Origin of the sequence: Microbacterium sp. Clip185 (assembly GCF_028743715.1) — a bacterium.
Taxonomy (GTDB): Bacteria; Actinomycetota; Actinomycetes; order Actinomycetales; family Microbacteriaceae; genus Microbacterium.
This window is the reverse complement of the sequence record NZ_CP117996.1, coordinates 3,212,152-3,232,692: the sequence shown is the minus strand read 5'-3', so window position 1 is coordinate 3,232,692 and position 20,541 is coordinate 3,212,152. Positions and strand designations below refer to the sequence as shown.

General features: G+C 69.3%; 20 protein-coding genes. 8 read left to right on the top strand and 12 right to left on the bottom strand.

What is annotated here, in order from left to right; translation table 11 throughout:
* Positions 1 to 16: 16 nt before the first annotated feature.
* Entirely contained in the window at positions 17 to 1,510 is a 1,494-nt protein-coding gene (locus PQV94_RS15785; protein WP_274286711.1) for an ABC transporter substrate-binding protein, read from the bottom strand.
* A gap of 54 nt (positions 1,511 to 1,564) precedes the next feature.
* Positions 1,565 to 2,263: a DUF1684 domain-containing protein gene (locus PQV94_RS15780; RefSeq protein ID WP_274286710.1), complete on the bottom strand. Its 699-nt coding sequence runs from the start codon at positions 2,261 to 2,263 to the stop codon at positions 1,565 to 1,567.
* Positions 2,264 to 2,464: 201 nt separating this feature from the next.
* On the opposite strand from PQV94_RS15780, the gene PQV94_RS15775 reads away from it, so the two are divergent.
* Positions 2,465 to 3,751, top strand: a complete 1,287-nt coding sequence (locus PQV94_RS15775; RefSeq protein ID WP_137418441.1) for an adenylosuccinate synthase — start codon at positions 2,465 to 2,467, stop codon at positions 3,749 to 3,751.
* 1 nt (position 3,752) lies between these two features.
* A complete protein-coding gene (locus PQV94_RS15770) occupies positions 3,753 to 4,943 on the top strand; it encodes a lactonase family protein (protein WP_274286709.1) in 1,191 nt (396 codons plus the stop codon).
* Positions 4,944 to 5,075: 132 nt separating this feature from the next.
* Here the strand turns inward: PQV94_RS15770 and PQV94_RS15765 are convergent, their stop codons facing one another.
* Positions 5,076 to 6,200 (bottom strand): AI-2E family transporter, encoded by a 1,125-nt coding sequence (locus PQV94_RS15765; protein ID WP_274286708.1) that lies wholly within the window; start codon positions 6,198 to 6,200, stop codon positions 5,076 to 5,078.
* A gap of 54 nt (positions 6,201 to 6,254) precedes the next feature.
* On the opposite strand from PQV94_RS15765, the gene PQV94_RS15760 reads away from it, so the two are divergent.
* Positions 6,255 to 6,557: a chorismate mutase gene (locus PQV94_RS15760; protein WP_234074159.1), complete on the top strand. Its 303-nt coding sequence runs from the start codon at positions 6,255 to 6,257 to the stop codon at positions 6,555 to 6,557.
* 32 nt (positions 6,558 to 6,589) lie between these two features.
* Here PQV94_RS15760 and PQV94_RS15755 read toward each other — a convergent pair whose 3' ends face one another.
* The 4 genes from PQV94_RS15755 to PQV94_RS15740 all read right to left on the bottom strand — a co-directional run bounded on the left by PQV94_RS15755 (position 6,590) and on the right by PQV94_RS15740 (position 9,815).
* A complete protein-coding gene (locus tag PQV94_RS15755; RefSeq protein ID WP_274286707.1) occupies positions 6,590 to 7,768 on the bottom strand; it encodes a MalY/PatB family protein in 1,179 nt (392 codons plus the stop codon).
* A 72-nt stretch (positions 7,769 to 7,840) separates the two neighbouring features.
* Positions 7,841 to 8,536: a hypothetical protein gene (locus PQV94_RS15750; RefSeq protein WP_274286706.1), complete on the bottom strand. Its 696-nt coding sequence runs from the start codon at positions 8,534 to 8,536 to the stop codon at positions 7,841 to 7,843.
* Positions 8,533 to 9,435, bottom strand: coding sequence for an ABC transporter ATP-binding protein (locus PQV94_RS15745; RefSeq protein WP_274286705.1), 903 nt, complete (start codon positions 9,433 to 9,435; stop codon positions 8,533 to 8,535). The genes PQV94_RS15750 and PQV94_RS15745 overlap by 4 nt, the downstream gene beginning before the upstream one ends.
* Positions 9,432 to 9,815 carry a GntR family transcriptional regulator gene (locus tag PQV94_RS15740; protein WP_274286704.1) on the bottom strand — a complete coding sequence of 128 codons (384 nt, stop codon included), beginning with the start codon at positions 9,813 to 9,815 and terminating at the stop codon, positions 9,432 to 9,434. The genes PQV94_RS15745 and PQV94_RS15740 overlap by 4 nt, the downstream gene beginning before the upstream one ends.
* 414 nt (positions 9,816 to 10,229) lie before the next feature.
* Between PQV94_RS15740 and PQV94_RS15735 the strand changes: the two genes are divergently transcribed.
* From PQV94_RS15735 to PQV94_RS15725, 3 genes are all read left to right on the top strand, one after another.
* Positions 10,230 to 11,531: a quaternary amine ABC transporter ATP-binding protein gene (locus PQV94_RS15735; protein ID WP_274286703.1), complete on the top strand. Its 1,302-nt coding sequence runs from the start codon at positions 10,230 to 10,232 to the stop codon at positions 11,529 to 11,531.
* Positions 11,528 to 12,472: an ABC transporter permease gene (locus PQV94_RS15730; protein ID WP_274286702.1), complete on the top strand. Its 945-nt coding sequence runs from the start codon at positions 11,528 to 11,530 to the stop codon at positions 12,470 to 12,472. The genes PQV94_RS15735 and PQV94_RS15730 overlap by 4 nt, the downstream gene beginning before the upstream one ends.
* A gap of 76 nt (positions 12,473 to 12,548) precedes the next feature.
* A complete protein-coding gene (locus PQV94_RS15725) occupies positions 12,549 to 13,445 on the top strand; it encodes a glycine betaine ABC transporter substrate-binding protein (protein WP_274286701.1) in 897 nt (298 codons plus the stop codon).
* A gap of 52 nt (positions 13,446 to 13,497) precedes the next feature.
* Here the strand turns inward: PQV94_RS15725 and PQV94_RS15720 are convergent, their stop codons facing one another.
* Together PQV94_RS15720 and PQV94_RS15715 are read right to left on the bottom strand one after the other, a co-directional pair.
* A complete protein-coding gene (locus PQV94_RS15720; protein ID WP_274286700.1) occupies positions 13,498 to 14,130 on the bottom strand; it encodes a TetR/AcrR family transcriptional regulator in 633 nt (210 codons plus the stop codon).
* 83 nt (positions 14,131 to 14,213) lie between these two features.
* Positions 14,214 to 15,044 (bottom strand): hypothetical protein, encoded by an 831-nt coding sequence (locus tag PQV94_RS15715; RefSeq protein WP_274286699.1) that lies wholly within the window; start codon positions 15,042 to 15,044, stop codon positions 14,214 to 14,216.
* A gap of 150 nt (positions 15,045 to 15,194) precedes the next feature.
* Between PQV94_RS15715 and map the strand changes: the two genes are divergently transcribed.
* Positions 15,195 to 15,965 carry a type I methionyl aminopeptidase gene (gene map, locus PQV94_RS15710; RefSeq protein ID WP_274286698.1) on the top strand — a complete coding sequence of 257 codons (771 nt, stop codon included), beginning with the start codon at positions 15,195 to 15,197 and terminating at the stop codon, positions 15,963 to 15,965.
* A gap of 154 nt (positions 15,966 to 16,119) precedes the next feature.
* On the opposite strand, the gene PQV94_RS15705 is transcribed toward map, so the two are convergent.
* The 3 genes from PQV94_RS15705 to purL are packed head-to-tail and all read right to left on the bottom strand — an operon-like array spanning position 16,120 to position 19,503.
* Positions 16,120 to 16,983 carry a hypothetical protein gene (locus PQV94_RS15705; protein WP_274286697.1) on the bottom strand — a complete coding sequence of 288 codons (864 nt, stop codon included), beginning with the start codon at positions 16,981 to 16,983 and terminating at the stop codon, positions 16,120 to 16,122.
* 55 nt (positions 16,984 to 17,038) lie between these two features.
* Positions 17,039 to 17,173, bottom strand: a complete 135-nt coding sequence (locus PQV94_RS15700) for a hypothetical protein (RefSeq protein WP_274286696.1) — start codon at positions 17,171 to 17,173, stop codon at positions 17,039 to 17,041.
* The gene (gene purL, locus PQV94_RS15695; RefSeq protein WP_274286695.1) at positions 17,173 to 19,503 is read right to left on the bottom strand and encodes a phosphoribosylformylglycinamidine synthase subunit PurL; all 2,331 of its coding nucleotides are present in this window, start codon (positions 19,501 to 19,503) and stop codon (positions 17,173 to 17,175) included. The genes PQV94_RS15700 and purL overlap by 1 nt, the downstream gene beginning before the upstream one ends.
* A 495-nt stretch (positions 19,504 to 19,998) precedes the next feature.
* Here purL and PQV94_RS15690 point away from each other — a divergent pair, with 495 nt between their 5' ends.
* Complete coding sequence (locus PQV94_RS15690; protein ID WP_274286694.1) at positions 19,999 to 20,502, top strand: SMI1/KNR4 family protein; 504 nt, start codon at positions 19,999 to 20,001, stop codon at positions 20,500 to 20,502.
* Positions 20,503 to 20,541: the final 39 nt, after the last annotated feature.

Genomic DNA, 20,541 nt, shown 5'->3' with positions numbered 1-20,541 from the left:
CGGCATCATCCGTGGATCAGGACTTGACGATGTCGTAGGCGAAGAACTGAGAGTTCAAGCCGTTGACCGGGTACCCGCTGACGTCGCTGGAGGCGACGACGATCTGCGGGTAGAGGTACAGCCACACGCTAGCCGCATCCGCCGCGATCTGCTCATTGACCTGCTTGAGCAGCGAGGTCTGCTCGTCGACCGTGGTGGCCTGCTCGGCCTCGGACACCCACTGGGTCACCTGCGGGTTGTTGTAGCCCCAGTAGAAGTCGGGGTTGCCGTACCAGACCACGTCGCGGTCGTTCACGTGCTCCTGCAGGGTGGCAGTGAAGTCGCGGTCCTTGAAGACCTTCGTATACCACTCGTCGGCGCTGATCGTGTTGATCTCCACCGTGATCCCGACCTCGGCCAGCTGCGACTGGAGGAACTCCGCCACGGCGGGGTGCGGGTCGTAGCTCGGGGTGTCGAGGGTGAACGTGAACCCGTCGGCGTAGCCGGCCTGCGCCAGCAGGCTCTTCGACAGTGCCGGGTCGTAGGGTTTCACGCCCGTGAGGTCCTCGTACCAGGGGTCGGTGGGCGGAACCATCGAGCCGATGAGGGTGCCGTAGTCGCCCCAGATCGAGCTCAGCAGCTTCTTCGTGTCGATGGCCGAGTAGACGGCCTTGCGCACGTCGACGTTGTCGAACGGCGCCACGCGATCGTTGAAGGCGAGCAGCTCCTTCGTGGTCGAGGTGCCCTCGCTCACGACGTAGTCGCTGTTGCCGTCGAACTGTGCCAGCTGGTCGGGGCCCTGGATGCTGGTGATGAGGTCGATCTCGCCGGTCAGCAGCGCGTTGTTCTCGGCCGTCGCGTCGGTGAAGTACGTGAACACGACCTCTGCGTTCTTCGCGGGGTCGCCCCAGTAGTCGTCGAAGCGCTTCAGGGTCAGCGTGCTGCCCTGCTTCCACTCGTCGAGCGTGTACGGGCCGGTGCCGTCCTCGGTCTTGGTCAGATCGCCCGCCTCGGTGTTGACGATCCACACGTAGCTCAGGTTGTAGAGGAACGAGATCGAACGCTGCGAGAGGGTGAACACGACCGTGTTGTCGTCGGGGGTGGCGATCTCCGCGATAGGGCCGAAGCTCGACTTGCGGGCCGACTTCGAGTCGTCGGCGAGGACCGCCTCGACGCTGGCCTTGACATCGGCGGAGGTGAGCTTCTTGCCGGAGTGGAACTCGACGCCGTCGCGCAGTGTGATCGTGTAGGTCAGGCCGTCGTCGCTGACCTCTTCGCCCTCGGCGAGCAGCGGCTCGACCTCGCCGTCGTCGGTCAGCTTGTAGAGCCCCTCGTAGACGTTGCCGTTGAAGGCCTCGGTTACGCCCTGGCCGCCGCCCTGGGTGTTGCTGAGGTTCTGCGGCTCGTACAGCGAGCCGATCACGATCGTGGCGTCGTCGGCGTTCTCGGCCGTGCTGGAACCGGCGGCGCAGCCGGCCAGCAGCAGGACTGCGGCAGCGGCCGCCGTCACGGCGAGCAGAGGTCTTCTCATGCGGGGATACTCCAGGGTGCTGTGGATGTGGTCGGGAGGCTGTGCGGCGCCGCGTCAGGCGGCGTAGATGTCGAAGCCGTCGCGGAAGACGACGGACTTCTCGCCCGCGCGCACCGGAACCTCGAAGCGGTTGGATGCGGGAGGAAGCGGGCAGTTGTACTGCGCTGAGAAGCCGCACGGCGGCACGAAGGCGCGGTTGAAGTCGAGCACGACGGCGTGCGGGTCACCCTCGACGTGCTGCACGAAAAGGAAGCGTCCGGGCCCGTAGGTCTCGACGCCGTTCGTGGTGTCGCCGAACACGAGCAGCAGCTTGCCACCGTCGTCGAAGGCGGCGAGCGTGCGCTCCACTCCGCCGATCGTCGCGGTGATGTCGCCGGGGACGATGAGATCGCGGGTGCCGCCGTTGTCGCGGATGTGCTCGAAGGGGACGGTGCGCGAGGCCTCCACCGGGCGGAACGTGCCGTCGATGACCCAGGCCGGGTCGTACTCGTAGGTGTCGATGCGCTCGAACGCGCCGATGGCGGGAGACGCCGCATCCCAGAACCGCAGACCGTGCTGCGGCTCGCCGGTGTCGATGTCGGTGCGCTCGATCTCGGTCACCTGCACCGTGGGCGCGGCCGAGGCCTGTGCGGCGCCGAGATCGGTGCGGGCGCCGGTCCAGCGCGTCTCGACGAGGGCGAGGTTGCCGGTGGGGCCGGCGACGGCGCGCTCGCGCGCGGCGTGCCAGCGGGCGTGGTCTTCACGGGCGGACATGATGCGTCCATTCTCGGAACTCGGGGGCGTAGCGCCCAATCGGGCGTCACGGAAGGCAATGCGCCGGGCGATCGGGATATTCCCCGCGCACTCGCGCGAGACCGGCTCGATAGACTGCCCGAAGACCTCCCGTTCGACGGGTACGCGTCTTCCGGTGCCGTCAGGCGCCGCCATCAGCCACCCGATTCGAGGGAGCCACCCATGCCAGGCATCGTGATCGTCGGCGTCCAGTGGGGCGACGAGGGCAAGGGCAAGGCCACCGATCTGCTCGGCTCTCGCACCGACTGGGTCGTCAAGTTCAACGGCGGCAACAACGCCGGGCACACGGTGGTGATCGGCGACGAGAAGTACGCCCTGCACCTGCTGCCCTCCGGCATCCTCTCGCCCGGTGTGAACGCCGTCATCGGCAACGGTGTCGTCGTCGACCTCGAGGTGCTCTTCTACGAGCTCGAGGCTCTCCAGGCGCGCGGCGTCGACACGTCGCGTCTGCGGGTCAGTGCCAACGCTCACGTGATCACGCAGTACCACCGCACGCTCGACAAGGTCACCGAGCGCTTCCTCGGCAAGCGTCAGATCGGCACCACCGGGCGCGGGATCGGTCCCGCCTACGCCGACAAGATCAACCGCGTCGGCATCCGCATCCAGGATCTGTTCGACGAGAACATCCTGCGTCAGAAGGTCGAGGGCGCCCTCGACCAGAAGAACCACCTGCTCGTGAAGGTCTTCAACCGCCGTGCCATCACGGTCGACGAGATCGTGGAGGACCTGCTCTCGTATGCGGAGCGGCTGCGCCCCATGGTCTGCGACACCGGACTGCTGCTGAACGACGCGCTGGATGCGGGAGACGTCGTCGTCTTCGAGGGCGGCCAGGCCACGATGCTCGACGTCGACCACGGCACGTACCCCTTCGTCACCTCCTCGTCGGCGACCGCCGGCGGCGCCGCGACCGGTTCGGGTGTCGGCCCCAACCGGCTCGACCGGATCGTCGGCATCGTCAAGGCGTACACGACGCGCGTCGGGTCCGGGCCCTTCCCGACGGAGCTGTTCGACGAGCAGGGCGAGTGGCTGCGTTCGCGCGGGTTCGAGTTCGGCACCACGACGGGCCGTCCGCGCCGGGTCGGTTGGTACGACGCTCCCATCACCCGCTACGCCACGCGCATCAACGGCATCACCGACCTCGTGCTCACGAAGCTCGACATCCTGACCGGTCTCGAGCAGATCCCCGTGTGCGTCGCCTACGACGTCGACGGCGTGCGGTTCGACGAGGTCCCGGTGAACCAGACCGAGTTCCATCACGCCAAGCCGATTCTCGAGTACCTGCCGGGTTGGTCGGAGGACATCTCGACCGCGCGCACGTTCGAGGAGCTGCCCCAGACGGCGCAGGATTACGTGCTCGCTCTCGAGCGGCTCAGCGGCACCCGCATCTCGGTGATCGGTGTGGGCGCCGCCCGCGACGCCGTCATCGTGCGCCACGACCTCGTCGACTGACGTGCGGCTGCTCACCGGCGGCTACGGCGCCGAGATGGACGGAATCGGCGAGGGCATCGGCGAGCTGCATGCCGGTGCCGCCGATCAGTCGCTCGCGGGATCGGCTCTCGCCTTCGTCGGCGTGGTCGCCCCCGTCGAGGGCTCGCCCTCGTGGGTCGCGCGCCACCCCACCCTCGATGTCATCTATGCGGCTCTCGAGTCGGCGGGCGCGGTGCAGGCCTTCCGTCGCACCGGAGAGTCACGCTACGAGCGTCTGGGCTCGGCGGTCCCGGCGGGCGAGGCCGTCTGCCACATCGCGGTCGCACCTGACGGCGCCTGGCTTATGGCGACCTGCTGGGGAGACGGGCGTGTCGTGCGGATGACGCTCGACGCGACGGGCCGCCCCTCGGCACCCTCTCTCGCGCCGGCCCCCATCGACCCGTATGCAGGTTCGGGAATGTCGGTGTCCACTGCCGTCGCCGAGGCGGCCGACGTCAGCCTCGAAGCGGCCGCCCGCGCCCTGCGGGACGCGGCGGGGGAGGAGTACGCACACCTCATCCCGCATCTGGCTCAGGCGGGGGAACCGCTCGCACCTGAGCTCGAGACGCCGGTGCTCGAGCGCACGCCGCACGCACACCAGAGCATCCTCCTTCCCGGCGGCGTCGTGGCCACCACCGACATGGGTTTCGATCTCGTGCGGTTCTGGCGCCCGTCCGGTGATGGTCTGCGCGCTGCGGGCGAGGTCGTGCTGCCCCGCGGCAGCGGCCCGCGCCACGGCGTATGGCATCCGAGCGGCCATCTCTACGTCGTGGCGGAACTCTCGCGCGAGGTTTTCGTGCTGGCGCCGGATGCGTCGGGCGCCTGGCGCCTGGTCGGTGGCGTACAGCTCGCGGGGACCCTCGACGGCGACACCGCGGCGGAACTCGCGGCATCCTCCGACGGCTCGTTCCTCGTCGCCGGCGTGCGCGGCAGCAACACGCTGGCCACGGTGCGGGTGACCGGCGCGGGGGAGCGGTTGCAGTTCGTCGCGCTCGCCGACAGCGGCGTGGACTGGCCGCGTCACCACATCGTCTCGCGCGACACGGTGCTGGTCGCCGGCCAGCGCTCGGACGAGGTCGCCGCCATCTCGCTGGATCCTCGCACCGGCATCGCGGGACGGGTGCGCTCTCGCGTCGCGGTGCCGTCCCCGACCTGCCTGATGCCTATCCGCTGAGCAGTTCGCCGCCCCCGCCGGTCGTTGAGCGAGCGAAGCGAGTCGAAACGCGCTCAACGACCGAGTGCCTCCCCGCCGGTCGTTGAGCGAGCCGAAGGCGAGTCGAAACGCAGAGTCGAAACGCAGAGCTGCTCAGCTATCGGGATGCAGCTTCGCATCCTGCTTCGGGATGATGACCTGCTTCACGATGAGCAGCACCGACGCGGTCACGGGGATCGCGACCAGCGCTCCGAGCAGTCCGAGCAGCGTGCCGCCCACGAGTGCTCCGATCACCACGAGCGAGCCAGGGATCGAGATCGTGCGGTTCATGACGCGGGGTGTGAGCAGGTATGCCTCGAGCTGCATGTACACGAGATAGGCGATCGCGAACACGAGCGCGCCCGTCGGGCTCGCGAACAGGGCGAACACCGATCCGATCACCCAGAACAGCACCGTTCCGACGAGCGGAATGAGGGTGACGCAGAACGCTACGACGGCGAACAGCTGCGGGAACGGCAGCCCGAGCACGAGGAACATGATGAGCACGAACATGGCGTTGCACAGGGCGAGCACGACCATGCCGCGCAGGTAGCCGCCGATGGATTCAGCGATCTCCTCGGTCAGGGAGGCGACCTTGGTGCGCGAGTAGGCGGGAGCCAGCGAGAGGAGCGACTTCTTCATCATCGGCAGGGAGGCCGTGAAGTACAGGCTCAGCACCAGGACGATGATGCCGCCGGAGATCCCCGTCACGATCGAGACACCGACCTTGAGCACGCCGCCGCTGATCGAGGCGATGTTGGTCGGGTTGGTGAGGAAGTCCTGCACGTGCGTGAGGATGTCGGGAAGCGCCGTACCGAACGTGTCGTGCAGGGTGCGGTACAGGTCACTCCGCTGGAACGTTGCGAACAGCTGGGGCACGCTGTTGAAGAACTCGGCGATCTGCTGAACCACGGTGGGGATGATGAGCAGCAGCACCCCGACCAGCACGATCGCGAAGCCGACGAACACGATCACGATGCCCCAGACGCGTGCGACGCCGCGCTTCTCGAAGAAGCGCACGAGGGGATCGAGGCCGAGCGCGGCGAACAGGGCGAAGGCCACGTAGATGAGCACTGTGGACAGGTTGGAGACCGCGAGTCCGAGCACCAGCGCGAGCAGGCCCCCGAGTGTGACGAAGAACCCGAGCGCGAACGGGTGGTGCACGGCGCGCCAGCGCAGGCCGGTGGCGGTGGGCGGGGCGGATGCGGGATCGACGGACCCAGCCGATTCATCGGTCATGCCCACACTCTAGGGTGCGGCCCGCGCGGTAGTGTCGAGCGCGAGGAGGACGCCATGACCGAGCCCGTCGACCCGATCTCCACCCTCCAGGGGCTGCGCGCCAGCATCGACAACATCGATGCTGCGCTGACGTTCATGCTCGCGGAGCGTTTCCGCTGCACGAAGGCCGTCGGAGCCCTGAAGGCGGAGCATGGCCTTCCGCCCTCCGACCCGGCCCGCGAGGAGCGGCAGCTGGCACGCCTGCGGAGCCTCGCTCTCCAGGCGGACCTCGACCCGGCGTTCGCCGAGAAGTGGTTCAACTTCGTGGTCGCCGAAGTGATCCGCCACCACGAGGCGGCCGCGTCCGCCACCGACTGATCCTCGTCAGCGCGGACGGTCGACCCCGGCTTTCACGCCGCCGAACGCCCGTGTAGCGACGTGCCGAGCCGACGCACGACGTGCTCGAGCACCGGCTTCGGGGTCGCGAAGATGAGCCGCGCGAAGCCGGTGCCGGCCGTTCCGCACATGGTGCCCTCCGTGAGCTGCACGGACGCCTCCCGCTGGAAGAACTCGGCGGGTGCGTCACCGAGGCCGGCCTCTCGGAAGTCGATCCATCCGACGTAGGTTCCCTCGGGCGTCGGCATCCAGGCGCCCGGGATCTCTTCTGCGAGGAGGTGCTGGAGGGTGTCGCGATTGCGTTCGAGGTACGGCACGAGCTCGGCGAGCCAGTCGTCGCCGTCGCGGTAGGCCACCGCGTTGGCGATGGCGCCGAGGTTGCTGGTGCCGTGGCCGCCGAACGGGCCGATCTTCGCCCACTTCTCCCGGTCGACGTCGCTCGTGATCACGAGCTGCGCGCACTTCAGCCCGGGCAGGTTCCAGGCCTTGGACGCGCTCATCGCCGTGATCGTGTGCTGCGCGGCCGCCTCGGAGACCGACGCGTACGGGACATGGGTCGACCCGCTGAAGACGAGCGGGGCCCAGATCTCGTCGGAGAAGACGCGCCCGCCATTGCGTTCGACGACCTCGGAGATGGCGACGAGCTCTTCGCGGCTGAAGACGCGGCCGACCGGGTTGTACGGGTTGCACAGCAGCAGGAGGTTCCCGCCCTCGTCGAACGCGCGCTGGAGGGCATCGAGGTCGAACTCGTAGCGTCCGTCGCGGACGGCGAGCGGGACTTCGATGACCTCACGCCCCCGCATCGGCGGCACGAACAGGAAGGGCATGTACGAGGGCGTCGGGACGATGATCTTGGAGCCCGGAGCCGAGCAGTGCTCCATCGCGAGTTCGAGACCGACGATGACATCCGGAACGCCCCACACATCCGATGCCGGAACCTGCCAGCCGTAGCGGCGCCCGACGAACTCCGCGGTCGCCTCGGAGAGATCCGCCGCGATCCCCCGCGGCATGTAGCCGAACGACCCGGCGTCGACGGCTCGATGCAGCGCCTCGGTGATCTTGCGATCGATGCCGAAGTCCATCTCCGCGACGAACGCGCCCAATGTGCCGTCCTCCGCCGACCACTTGGTGGCTCCGGTTGATCGCAGCTGGTCGATGGTGATGGCATCGATGCGTCGTGCGAACTCGCTCATGCTGTGCTCCTTGTCGACGGCGGGATCCGGGTAGCGGGCCGAGCTCGCGCCCTCTCCATCATCCCGTCGTTCTCAGGGTGTGGCGCGCCGCAGCGTCGGGAAGGCGATCGCGGCCAGCACCGCGGCGATCCCCGCGATCAGAAGGGTGATCCCGCCGAGCCCGATCGATGCGACCCAGTCGATGACCGACGGCCACGCGTCCAAGCGTGTGACGACGAACAGGGCGAGCACGATGATCGCGGCGACCCCGACGAGGGTGACGACCAGCCACAACGTGCCGAAGCGCTTGAAGATCGTTGCGCCCCAGAAGCCCGAAACGAAGAACAGCATGGCGATCGCGAAGTAGAAGACTCCCGCCAGCACCGGTCCCGGCTCCCAGCCGACACCGACGGTGAAGAAGTAGCCGTTGAACCACCAACCCCCGGTCGCGGTCTCGATGAGCCCGCCGATGACGAAGATCACGGCGAGCATGGCGGCGGTGAGCACCGCCGTCAGCATCGTGCCGAGAAAGAACTCGCGCCGCGTCACGCTCATCGCCTGCGAGAACGGGAACGTCATGGTCAACGCCTGCGCGCCGATGACGGCGAAGTACCAGAGGGGAGCCTGGGCACCGCCGCCGTAGAACGTGCCGGTGGCACCCGCGCTGAAGAGGATGCCGTAGATCGCGAGGCTGATGGCGAATGCGCCGCCGAGGACGATCAGCGGAACCCAGACAAAGGTCTGCTTGTTGGTCAGTTGCATGCGGACGACCTTGAGGATGCGGTTCATCGCACGACTCCATTCTCGAGAGCGGGGGATTCGACGCGCTGCGTGAGGCGCACGACGAGCTGCTGCAGGGACACGGGCGCAAGCTCGAGGCCTGCATCCCGCATGCGTGCGCGCTCGTCCGGGGTGAGCGCGCCGAGCACCGTGACGGATGCGACGCGGCCGAGGCTCTCGCGGTGCAGCACCTCCCGGCCGGCGACGAAGGCGTCGACCGCCTCCGCGTCGCCGACGACACTCGTCGCGCGCTCGCGCAGCGCCTCGGTGTCCTCGTCCAGCAGCACGCGACCGCCCTCGACGACGATCACCTTCTCGAGAAGATTCGAGACCTCATCGATGAGGTGGCTCGACAGGATGATGGTGCGGGGGTGCTCCGCGTAGTCCTCGAGCAGGCGGTCGTAGAAGATCTGGCGGGCGACCGCATCCAGTCCGAGGTACGGTTCGTCGAAGAAGGTGATCTCAGCGCGCGAGGCGATGCCGATGATGACGCCGACGGCGGAGAGCTGTCCGCGCGAGAGCTTCTTGATGCGTGTCTTCATCGGCAGACGGAAGTCCGCGACGAGCCGCTCGGCGAGCTCCTGGTCCCAGTTCGGGAAGAAGAGCCTGGCGATGCGGAACGCGTGGATGGGAAGGGCGTCGTCGGGGTAGCGCTGACTCTCGCGGACGAAGCAGACGCGCGAGAGCACGTGGGCGTTCTCGTACGGGTTTTCACCGAAGACGCGCACCTCGCCGGAGGTGGCGAAGTTCTGCGCGGTCAGGATCGACATGATCGTCGTCTTGCCCGCTCCGTTGCGGCCGAGGAGACCATAGATGGCGTCCTTCTCGATCCGGAAGCTGACGTCGTCGACGGCGACGGTGTCGCGGTACCGCTTGGTCAGCCCGCTGACCTCGATCACGGCGGTCACTTGCTCTCTCCTTCGTTCGGGGTGCCGGCGGCGCGGTCGGCGATGAGGTGGGCTATGTCGTCCGGGCCGAGCCCGAGCCTGCGGGCTTCGGCGAGCAGCGGCTCGACGAAGCGGTCGGCGAAGGCCGTGCGGCGCTCGCTCTGCAGCGCCTCGCGGGCGCCGGGGGCGACGAACATGCCCACGCCGCGGCGCTTGTAGAGCACTCCCTTGTCGACGAGCATGTTCACTCCTTTGGCTGCGGTGGCCGGATTGATGCGGTGGAACGCGGCGAGTTCGTTCGTCGACGGCGCCTGGTCCTCCTCGCGGAGGCTGCCATCGACGATCGCGTCCTCGACGCTCTCCGCGATCTGGAGGAAGAGCGGTTTGCCCTCTTCGATCACTGGTTCCCCGTTCGGTGGTTCATTACTTGACTAACTAACCATGCAACGACGAGCGTGGCTGTGTCAAGCGAGACATTCCGGCTCGCATCACACCGCATGTGCGCGCAAGAGCAGCGTGTGATACCACGCGGGCGCGTTAGCGCGATCGATCGGATGCGGCAACCGCGTGAGCCGACTTGCGAACCCCGAAAACGCGTGACACGTTGGAAAAGGCCCGTCGCCGGGCCCCACGACCAGTCCGCGGTCGCCTGATGCCCCTTCGGGAGCGCGTCGGCGAGCGTACGGTCGACGACCGTGCCCGGGTCCTATGCCCGGAGCCCGTGCGTGACGCGCCTCCCGACGCGGCCGCCCGTGGTCGTCCACCCGGGCGTGACCGATGCAGTCTGTGCACCGGACTGCCGAGGTGCAATCCACGTGAGTGTCGAACATGCCATCGAGGCCCGAAACCTGTTCAAGGTCTTCGGCAAGAATCCCAAGTCCGTCATCGAGCAGCTGCGCGCGGGCAAGACCCGTGCCGAGGTGTCGGACCGCGGCACCGCCGCGGTGATCGACGCGAGCTTCACCGTCGACCCTGGCGAGATCTTCGTGATCATGGGCCTCTCCGGCTCCGGCAAGTCCACCATCATCCGCATGCTCAACGGCCTGCTGCCCCCGAGCGCCGGCGAAGTGCTGGTGCAGGGCCAGAACGTGACCACCGCCTCGGCCGCGCAGCTGCGCCGCATCCGTCGTTCGTCGATCTCGATGGTGTTCCAGCACTTCGCGCTCCTGCCGCACCGCACGGTGCTCGACAACGCCGCATACGCACTGGAGATCCAGGGCGTCGGCACGCAAGAGCGGCGCGAGCGCGCACGGGAGATCCTCGACAAGGTCGGCCTCGGCGATCGCGTCGACGCGATGCCGGGAGAGCTCTCCGGCGGCATGCGTCAGCGCGTCGGTCTCGCCCGCGCCCTCACCTCCGGCACCGACATCCTGCTCATGGACGAGGCCTTCTCGGCACTCGACCCCCTCATCCGCCGGGAGATGCAGGAGCAGCTGATCGAGCTGCAGCAGGAGCTCGGCCGCACGATCGTCTTCATCACGCACGATCTGAACGAGGCCATGTTCCTGGGCGACCGCATCGCCGTCATGCGCGACGGCCGCATCGTGCAGAACGGTACCCCCGAGGAGATCCTCACCGACCCGGCGAACGACTACGTCGCCCAGTTCGTGCAGGACGTCGACCGCGCGCGCGTGCTGACGGCGTCCTCCGTCATGGCGCCGCCGCAGGCGACGACGCCCGTGTCGGCCGGGATGCGCGGAGCCCTGCGCGTCATGCGCGATCTTCAGGCCGGGGCCGTGGCCGTCGTCGAGAACCGTCGCTACATCGGCGCCGTGACCGACCGCGCCGTGATCCGCGCGGTCAAGGCGGGAGAGACCGACCTCCGCCGCATCGTGCAGCGCGCGCAGCAGGTGGTCGCACCCGATGACCCGCTGACGGATGTGGTCGAGCACGCGGTCGAGTCGCCCTACCCCGTCGCCGTGGTCGACGAGCGTCAGCGCCTCGTCGGAGTGATCCCCCGCGTCACCCTCCTCGCCGCCCTCGGCAACGTTCCCGCCGTCACGCGGGAGAACCCGATCATCGACGTGCCCGCATCCGTGCCCGCCGCCGTGCTCACCGAGACGCTGGCGGTGGTCGGCGAACCGGCGCTCGCCGGCACGGAAGGAGCCGCCCGATGAACGACATGTTCCGTCTCCCCCTCGGCTCCGTCGTCGAGTCGATCGTGCGCGGTGCGATCGACATCTTCGGCTGGCTCTTCGACGGGATCTCCGCCGTCTTCGCCGCCGTCTACAGCTGGCTCGACGCCTCGCTGTCGACGCCGCCGTTCTGGGCCGTCGTGATCGTCGTCGCCGCGTTCGCCTACTGGTCGAAGGGCCTGTGGCTCGCCGTGGGCAGCGCGCTCGGTCTCGTGCTGATCGTGTCGATCGGGCAGTGGTCCAACGCGATGGACTCGCTCGCCCTCGTCATCCTCGCTGCCGTCCTCGCCGTCGCCATCAGCGTGCCGCTGGGTATCTGGGCCGCCCGCAACGACCGGGTCTCTGCGGTGCTTCGCCCCGTGCTCGACTTCCTTCAGACGATGCCCGCCTTCGTCTACCTCATCCCCGCCATGCTCATCTTCGGCGTCGGTCCCGTCCCCGGCATCGTCGCCACGATCATCTTCGCCATGGCACCGGGCGTGCGTCTGACCGAGCTCGGCATCCGCAGCGTCGATGCCGAGGTCGTCGAGGCGGGGCACGCCTTCGGATCGACGCCCGGCCGCATCCTGCGCCAGATCCAGCTCCCGCTGGCCCTGCCGAGCATCATGGCCGGCGTCAATCAGGTCATCATGCTGAGCCTGTCGATGGTCGTCATCGCCGGAATGGTCGGCGCGGGCGGACTCGGCGGCGCCGTGGTCCAGAGCCTCAGCCGCATCGACATCGGGCTCGGCGTCGAAGCGGGGCTCTCGGTGGTCGTGCTCGCGATGATCCTCGACCGCGTCACGGCGGGCTTCGCGGCGCCCGGACGCCGCCGCGAGCGCACCGCTCGCCCCCAGCGCCGTGCGGCGTCCGCGTCGGCTGAGTCGGCCGAGACGCAGACGGCGCCCGCACCCGAGCGCACCCCGGTGGGCGCCGGCGTCTGATCGCCGCATCCACCGCGCGGACACCGGTCCGCGACCATCGCATCGGCGGGCTTCGCCCGCAGAGAGAGGATTCACCATGAGCATCAGTCGACGTATCGCAGCCGGGGTCGCCCTCGCGGGCACCGCCGCGCTGCTGGTCACCGGAGCCGTGGATGCCACCGGCATCGGCGACGGGGGTGACGGCAAGGGAGAGATCCGCGTGGCCGTCTTCAACGGCTGGGACGAGGGCATCGCCGCATCCGAGCTGTGGAAGCACGTGCTGGAGGAGAAGGGCTACGACGTCGAGCTCGTCTACGCCGACCCTGCCGCCGCCTACACGGGTGTCGCGAACGGCGAGTACGACCTGACCCTCGACACCTGGCTGCCGCTGACGCACGCCGAGTACATGAAGACCTACGGCGACGACCTGGTCGACCTCGGCGCGTGGAACGACGAGGCCAAGCTCACCATCGCGGTCAACGAGGACGCCCCGATCGACTCGCTGACAGAGCTCGCTGCCAATGCCGACCTGTTCGGCAACCGGCTCGTCGGGATCGAGGCGGGATCCGGGCTCGTGACCGTCACCCAGAACGACGTCATCCCGGGCTACGGGCTCGAGGGCATGGACTTCGTCACCTCGTCGACGCCGGCCATGCTCACGGAGCTGAAGTCGGCGACGGATGCTGGCAAGGACATCGCCGTGACGCTGTGGCGCCCGCACTGGGCCTACAACGCATTCCCCATCAAGGACCTCGAAGACCCGGACGGGCTGCTCGGCGACGCCGAGGGCATCCACACCGTCACCTCGTCCACCTTCGCGGAGGACTTCCCCGAGGTGAACGAATGGCTCTCCTCGTTCCGGATGGACAACGACACCCTCTACTCGCTGGAGGATGCCATGTTCAACACGGGCGGCAGTGGCGACGACTACGGTCCCGCCGTGGCCGACTGGGTCACTCAGAACCAGGAGTGGGTCGACAAGCTGACGTCCTGACGACCCTTCGCCGAACGCGCCGCATCCTTCGGGGTGCGGCGCGTTCCGGTGTTCAGCGCGCGCTCTCGTCGGCGAGCAGGGCGAGCTTGCGGACCGAGTCGCGGAACGCCGCCTCGGTCGCTTCCACATCGCCCGTGCCCGTGGTGTCGGAGATGAGCGACTGGAACGCGGACACGGTCACCAGCACCGTCAACGACGCCTCGCGCACGATCGAGGTGTCATCGTCGGCGAGCCGCCGACGCTCGGGGTGCGCCGCGAGCCACGGCGCGAGGAAAGCGGTGAGCTCCGTGGTCAGCGACAGGAAGGGCGCGAGGATCGCGGCCTGCGTGTCGGGCTGCTCCAGCAGCATCCGGTTGCGTCCCGCCGCGACGACGGCGTTGATCTGCGCATGGCCGATCGAGGCGATGATCAGGCGGAAGACGGCCGTTGTGAGCGGGACGTCGGCCGACATCTCGATGATGACGGCAGCCTGGTCGGCCGGCAGCAGATGAAGCGAGCGTCCGAAGAGGGCGGTCTCGCGGGAGCTCATGTAGTTGAAGAACGTGCTGCGCGACACATCGGCGCGCTTGCAGATGTCGGCGACCGTCACTGCGGCGTGTCCCCGCTCCAGGGCGAGCTCGACGGCCGCGATCTCGATCGCGTTCTCGGTTTCGCGCTTCTTGCGTGCGCGCAGTGACTCGGGCATGGATCCTGAAGTGAAAAGTGGACGTGGTATATATTTGGACAGCGTCCACGTTAGGCGATGTGCCTGAGAAGACGTGGCCTGCGTTATGGATGTGAGTGTCGCTGGGGGGCGTCGCGGGGGCCTGGGGGCATCGGCGGTTCGCGTCGGTGCCCCTCTTCATCCGACTCGGGCACGGATGGCGGGAGACCGGCTTCCGAACCCGCCGACTCGTTCTGGGCGGCGGCCGCGGGCAGCTCGAGGGCGACGCGCCTCTCGAGTTCGTCGATCGCCGCATCCGAGAGCGAGATCAATCCGTCGAGTTCTTCTCGCACCCGGCGATACGCGAGCTGACGTTCGGCGGGCGTCGCCGCCTCGTCGACCGCGACCGCGAGCAGCTGCTGAGCAGTATCGAGGCGCTTGCGCTCGGAGGGTGTGAACCCGGCATCCCGCACGCGTCGCGCCTCACGCTCGGCGACGTCGAACGCCACCTCGTAGTCGGTGACGGCGTTCTGGTAGGCGGTCAGCTCCGCCGCGCTGATCTCGGCGTCCGCCGAGGCGGGCCGCATCCGATCCGCGACCCGTTTTGCGCGTAGGAACGCGGCGGTGAGCTCCTGCCGCCCGTCGCTCATGGTGGGATAGGCGATCATCTTCGCGACGTCGAGTTCGTACTCGAGCCAGCGCGCCGTGGTCGCGTCGTGTTCGGCGAGGGTGCGGTGAAGCGCCGATGCCGTCGGCTGCGGCTGCGGCTGTGACTGCGGCAACGCTTCGGCGGGCACCGGTGCGATCGCGCCGCTCTTCGCCCGGATCAGTTCGAGTCGCCTCTCGTGCCGCCGCTTCGCACCTCGCTCCCACGCGCGGGCGGCGCCGCCGGCGACGCCCATGAGAGGGAAGGCGAGCCACCAGTAGGACTGGAGGAACGCGAAGAGGTGCTCCACCTCTCCATGTTAGGAGCCGAGGTGCGCGGATCGTGGGTCACCAGGTCGGAGTTCACCGTGTCCGAGGTGAGGAACCGTCCGCATCCGAGCTCGTCGAGCGAGAGCCCGACGATGGAGGCCGGTCAGCGACGGTGGAGAATGGTGAGTGCCATGATCGAGATCTTCACTCCCGCCGAGGTCGACCGCGCACGCCGGACGGGGGCTCTCGTCGGCGAGATCCTCGATTCGATCCGCTCGCGCGTCGTGCCCGGCACCAACCTGCTCGAGATCGACGCCTGGGCGAAGGAGATGATCCTCGACGCCGGCGCGGTGTCGTGCTACGTCGACTACGCGCCCTCGTTCGGCCGCGGACCGTTCGGCCACTACATCTGCACCGCCGTCAACGACGCCGTCCTGCACGGCATGCCGCATGATGAGCGCGTCGCCGACGGCGACCTGCTGACCCTCGATCTGGCCGTCACGCTCGACGGCATCTCCGCGGATGCGGCCGTGAGTTTCATCGTGGGCGAGAGCCGGCCCGCCGAGAGCGTCGCGCTGATCGATGCGACCGAGCGCGCGCTCGCCGCGGGCATCGCCGCGGCGAAGCCCGGCGCCAAGGTCGGCGATCTGTCGCGTGCGATCGGCACGGTGCTCAAGCAGGCCGGCTATTCGGTCAATGTCGAGTTCGGCGGGCACGGCATCGGCACGACGATGCATCAGGATCCCCACGTTCCCAACGCGGGGCGTCCCGGCCGCGGCTTCGTGCTGCGTCCGGGCCTGCTGCTCGCGCTCGAGCCGTGGGTCATGGTCGACACGGATCAGCTCGTGACGGATGACGACGGCTGGACCCTGCGCAGCGCGACCGGATGCCGCACCGCCCACACCGAGCACACGATCGCCATCACCGAGACCGGTGCCGAGATCCTGACCCTTACCCGCTGACGGTGGCGGGCGCCGTGCCACCGGCGCGCCTCGGCTGCGACGTCTGCACGGCGGCTGGTGCTGCTGCGTGCTCCTGTGGCGGGTGTGGTGCCGGAGTCCCGATCGGTCGTGCACATGTCGCGGCACCGACGCCGCGGCAGGCGTGCGCTCGGCCTCAGGGCTGCGCGTCGCGGCCGGTGCCGCCGGAGCGACGCGGAACGGGCCAGACCGCGCGGCCGACGCGCTCGGTGCGCCCCGGCGACTCCTGTGCTCGCACCGCGGGCTTCGATGCCTCCGGCACCGGCCGCGCCGGCTCGGTGCGGATGACGCGAGGCGTGTCGGATGCGGCCGCGCGCTCGCGCGGCGGAACCTGCTCGCGCCGTCGTCCCCGCTCGGCGGAAGCACGCAGGGCGGCGGTCTCCGCGGCCGCGAACGCCTCGTTCAACTCCCGGACCGCAGCGGCATAGGCCACGAAATCGGCGGGATCCATCCGCGTCGCGCCGCTCGGCGGTCGGAGCCACTGAGCCCGCTGCATCGCCTGAAGGTAGGCGGCGGTCTCCGGATGGTGCGGGTCGCTCATCTGCGGTACGGCGATCGCGAGTTCCACGTCGGTCTCGTACTCGAGCCAGCGCGCGGCGATCGCGTCGTGCTCGCGCACGATGCGCGCCAGGGGCAGTTCGGCGTCGCGGGCCGCCAGCTGGGCGCGTTCCGCCTTCACCCGCGTACGGGCGGCACGCAGCAGCAGGGTCGCGGTGCGCTGCGCCTCGCGCGCCTGGTTCAGCGCGCGGCGCGCCTCGGAGTGGGAGGCGCTGCGGGTGGCCCGAGCCGCCTGCACCTCGGCCTGCGCGGCGCGCGTGCGGGCGCGGGCGCTGAGCAGCTCCCGGACCGCGCGCTGCTCCTGGTGACGGGCCGCATCCAGCGCCAGACGACGCGCTCGGCGCCGCCCGGTCGTCGCCGCCACGTATCCGACGGTGCCGGCGCCCGCTGCAGCGGGGGCGGTCCACCACCAGACCGCGAGGAACTCGAGCAGAGGTTCCACATCCCCATCGTACGGCGCGACCGGACGGACGGCCGAGGGATACGCGCGCCGGCTCTCAGCCGAAGAGCAGAGCGAGCACGGTCGAGCCGCCGCCCACGAGCACCAGCGCGATGATCGCCACCCAGGCGACCACTTTCATGCGCATCTGGCGCTTGTCGGCGAAGCCCTCGTACTCCTCGTCGTCGCGCATCAGGCGTCCTCGGTCACCGTGGGGCCGAAGGCGGCGGGCAGCGTGGCACGCGAGCGCTCGCGCAGCTCGGACACCGACAGCGTGAACACGTCCTGCACCTCGAGCACCGACTCGCCGTCGCCGCCATCCGTGACGCCGATGCGCAGCACGGGGTAGTCGCGTCCCGCGCACAGGCCCCGGAACTTCACGTCCTCCTCGCGGGGCACGCTGACGATCACGCGGCCGGTCGACTCGGAGAAGAGGGCGGATGCGGCATCCACCCCGTCACGCTCCATGAGCTCGGTGAGCCAGACGCGCGCGCCCACGCCGAAGCGCATCACGCCCTCGGCGAGGGCCTGTCCGAGGCCGCCCTCCGAGAGGTCGTGGGCGCTGGAGATGAGTCCCTGGTCGCCGGCCGCGCGCAGCAGCTGGGCGAGGCGCTTCTCGGCGGCGAGATCGACCGCCGGCGGGCGACCGCCGAGGTGGTCGTGCACGACCTGGGCCCATGCCGAGCCGCTCAGCTCGTTGGCGGTCACACCCAGCAGGTACAGGTTCTCGCCCGCATCCTGCCACCCGCTGGGGATGCGGCGGGCGACGTCGTCGATGATGCCCATGACGCCCACCACGGGGGTGGGGTGGATCGGGACGTCACCTGTCTGGTTGTAGAAGCTGACGTTGCCGCCGGTCACCGGGATGCCGAGTTCGAGGCACGCGTCGGAGAGGCCCTCGACGGCCTGCGAGAACTGCCACATGACTTCGGGGTTCTCCGGGCTGCCGAAGTTGAGGCAGTCGGTGACGGCGGTGGGGATCGCGCCGGTGACGGCGACGTTGCGGTACGCCTCGGCGAGGGCGAGCTTCGCCCCCTGGTACGGGTCGAGCTGGCAGAAGCGCCCGTTCGCATCCGTGGCGATCGCGAACCCGAGCCCGGACTCCTCGTCGACGCGGATCATGCCGGCGTCGTCGGGGAAGCTCAGCGCGGTGTTTCCGAGCACGTAGTAGTCGTACTGGTTCGTGATCCACGACGTGTCGGCGAGGTTGGGGCTGCCGAGCAGCTGCAGGAACTGCTCGCGCAGCGTGGCTGCGTCGGTCGGACGCGGCAGAGCGGATGCGGAATCCGCCTGCAGGGCGTCGATCCACGTCGGGTAGGCGACGGGGCGCTCGTAGACGGGGCCGTCCACGGCGACGGTCGAGGGGTCGACGTCGACGATCTGCTCGCCGTGCCAGAAGATCGAGAGGCGGCCGTCGCCGGTGACCTCGCCGAGCACGCTCGTCTCGACCTCCCACTTGTCGACGACGGCGAGGAAGGCGTCGAGCTTCTCGGGAGCGACGATCGCCATCATCCGCTCCTGCGACTCCGACATGAGGATCTCCTCGGGAGTCAGCGACGGGTCGCGCAGCAGGACCTTCTCGAGGTCGACCCGCATCCCGGAGCCGCCGTTCGCGGCCAGCTCGCTCGTGGCGCAGGAGATGCCGGCGGCGCCGAGGTCCTGGATGGCTTCGACGAGCTCGTCGCGGTAGAGCTCGAGGCAGCACTCGATGAGCACCTTCTCGGCGAACGGGTCGCCCACCTGCACCGCGGGACGCTTGGTGGGGCCGCCGTCGGCGAAGGTGTCGGAGGCGAGGATCGAGGCGCCGCCGATGCCGTCGCCGCCGGTGCGGGCGCCGAAGAGGACGACCTTGTTGCCGGGCCCCGTCGCGTCGGCGAGCTTGAGGTCTTCGTGGCGCAGGACGCCGACCGCGAGGGCATTCACGAGCGGGTTGCCCTGGTAGACGCTGTCGAAGACGGTCTCGCCGCCGATGTTGGGCAGGCCCAGGCAGTTGCCGTAGAAGGAGATGCCGCTCGTGACGCCGTGGACGACGCGGGCGGTGTCGGGGTTGTCGATCGCGCCGAAGCGGAGCTGGTCCATGACGGCGACCGGGCGCGCGCCCATCGAGATGATGTCGCGCACGATGCCGCCGACGCCGGTGGCAGCGCCCTGGAAGGGCTCGATGTAGCTCGGGTGGTTGTGGGACTCGACCTTGAAGGTGACCGCCCAGCCCTCGCCCACATCCACGACGCCCGCGTTCTGGCCCATGCCGACCATGAGGCGCTCGCGCATCTCGTCGGTGACCTTCTGGCCGAACTGGCGGAGGTAGATCTTGCTCGACTTGTAGGAGCAGTGCTCGCTCCACATGACGGAGTACATCGCGAGCTCGCCGCTGGTGGGGCGGCGGCCGAGGATCTCGCGGATGCGGTCGTACTCGTCGGGCTTCAGGCCGAGAGCCGCGTACGGCTGCTCACGTTCGGGAGTGGCGCGAGCGTTCTCGACGGTATCGGCGGCAGGACGCGAGGCGGTGGCGGGAGTGGTCACGCGGCTGAGCTCCAGGGATCGGGGTGCCGGACCCGCTCAGTCTAGTTGCGGGCGCGCCCGGGCGGGGTGCGGGTCGGTGGGGTGCGGGTCGTGGGGCAGGGGCCTGCGGGTCGGGTCGGTGGGGCAGGGGCCTGCGGGTCGGTGGGCCCGGGGCCTGCGGGTCGGTGGGGCAGTCCGGCGCTGGACGCGCGGTGTGGACCCGCACCCCCCCCGCGCTCGCCTGTCACAGATCGCGCGTTCCGCGTCGATCTGTGACAGGCGAGCGGGGGTGAGTCGGCGTGTCGCGGACCTCGACGCCGGCCATCGCTTCCCGCAGCTGGGGGATCATCTCGAGCGCAACTCCTGCAGAAGCAGGCGAGAGCCGCCTCGGTCCGAACGAGAAGCGGATTCTGCAGGAGTTCGGACGAGCGGCTCGGGATCGATGAAAGCCCGGGATCTCTGCGTCGCGCGGCCGGGCTGCCAGCGGTCCCTCGTCTCGCGCCGGAGAATGGATGCGTGGACATCGCCGAACTCCTGGAGCGCGCACGACTGCGCACCGACTGCGAGGTGCTGCCGCCGACGTCGCTCCCTCGCGTCCAGCGCGGTGACGAGCGTCTCCCCGACAGCGTGCGGGAGTTCTATGAAGGCTGCGGGGGAGCCGTGCTCTTCGTCGGCCAGGCGCGCGAGCTCACCCTCCTGCCGCCGGACGAGGTCGTTCCCGCGAATCCGATCATCGTCGGCGACCCGGGCGAAGCGGATGCGGTGAGCCGGGCGGCCTACCTGATCGCTCGCACACCCGGCGGCGACCACCTCTCGGTGGACCTGTCCGCGAGCCGCGGCGGGCGCGTGTACGACAGCTTCGACGAGTTTCACGGCGTCGTGGGCAGCTGGCCCGTCATCGCGGCCTCGTTCGAGGCCTTCCTGACCGCGGTGTGGGAGACCCCGGGGGCGCTGCCCTACTGGTTGGGGGAGTCCGGGCCAGAGGGGCGCGTCTTCTCCGATGCGTATGACGAGATGTGAGGGGATGCGCCGCCTCGCGCGACGACGGCACGCCCGTTA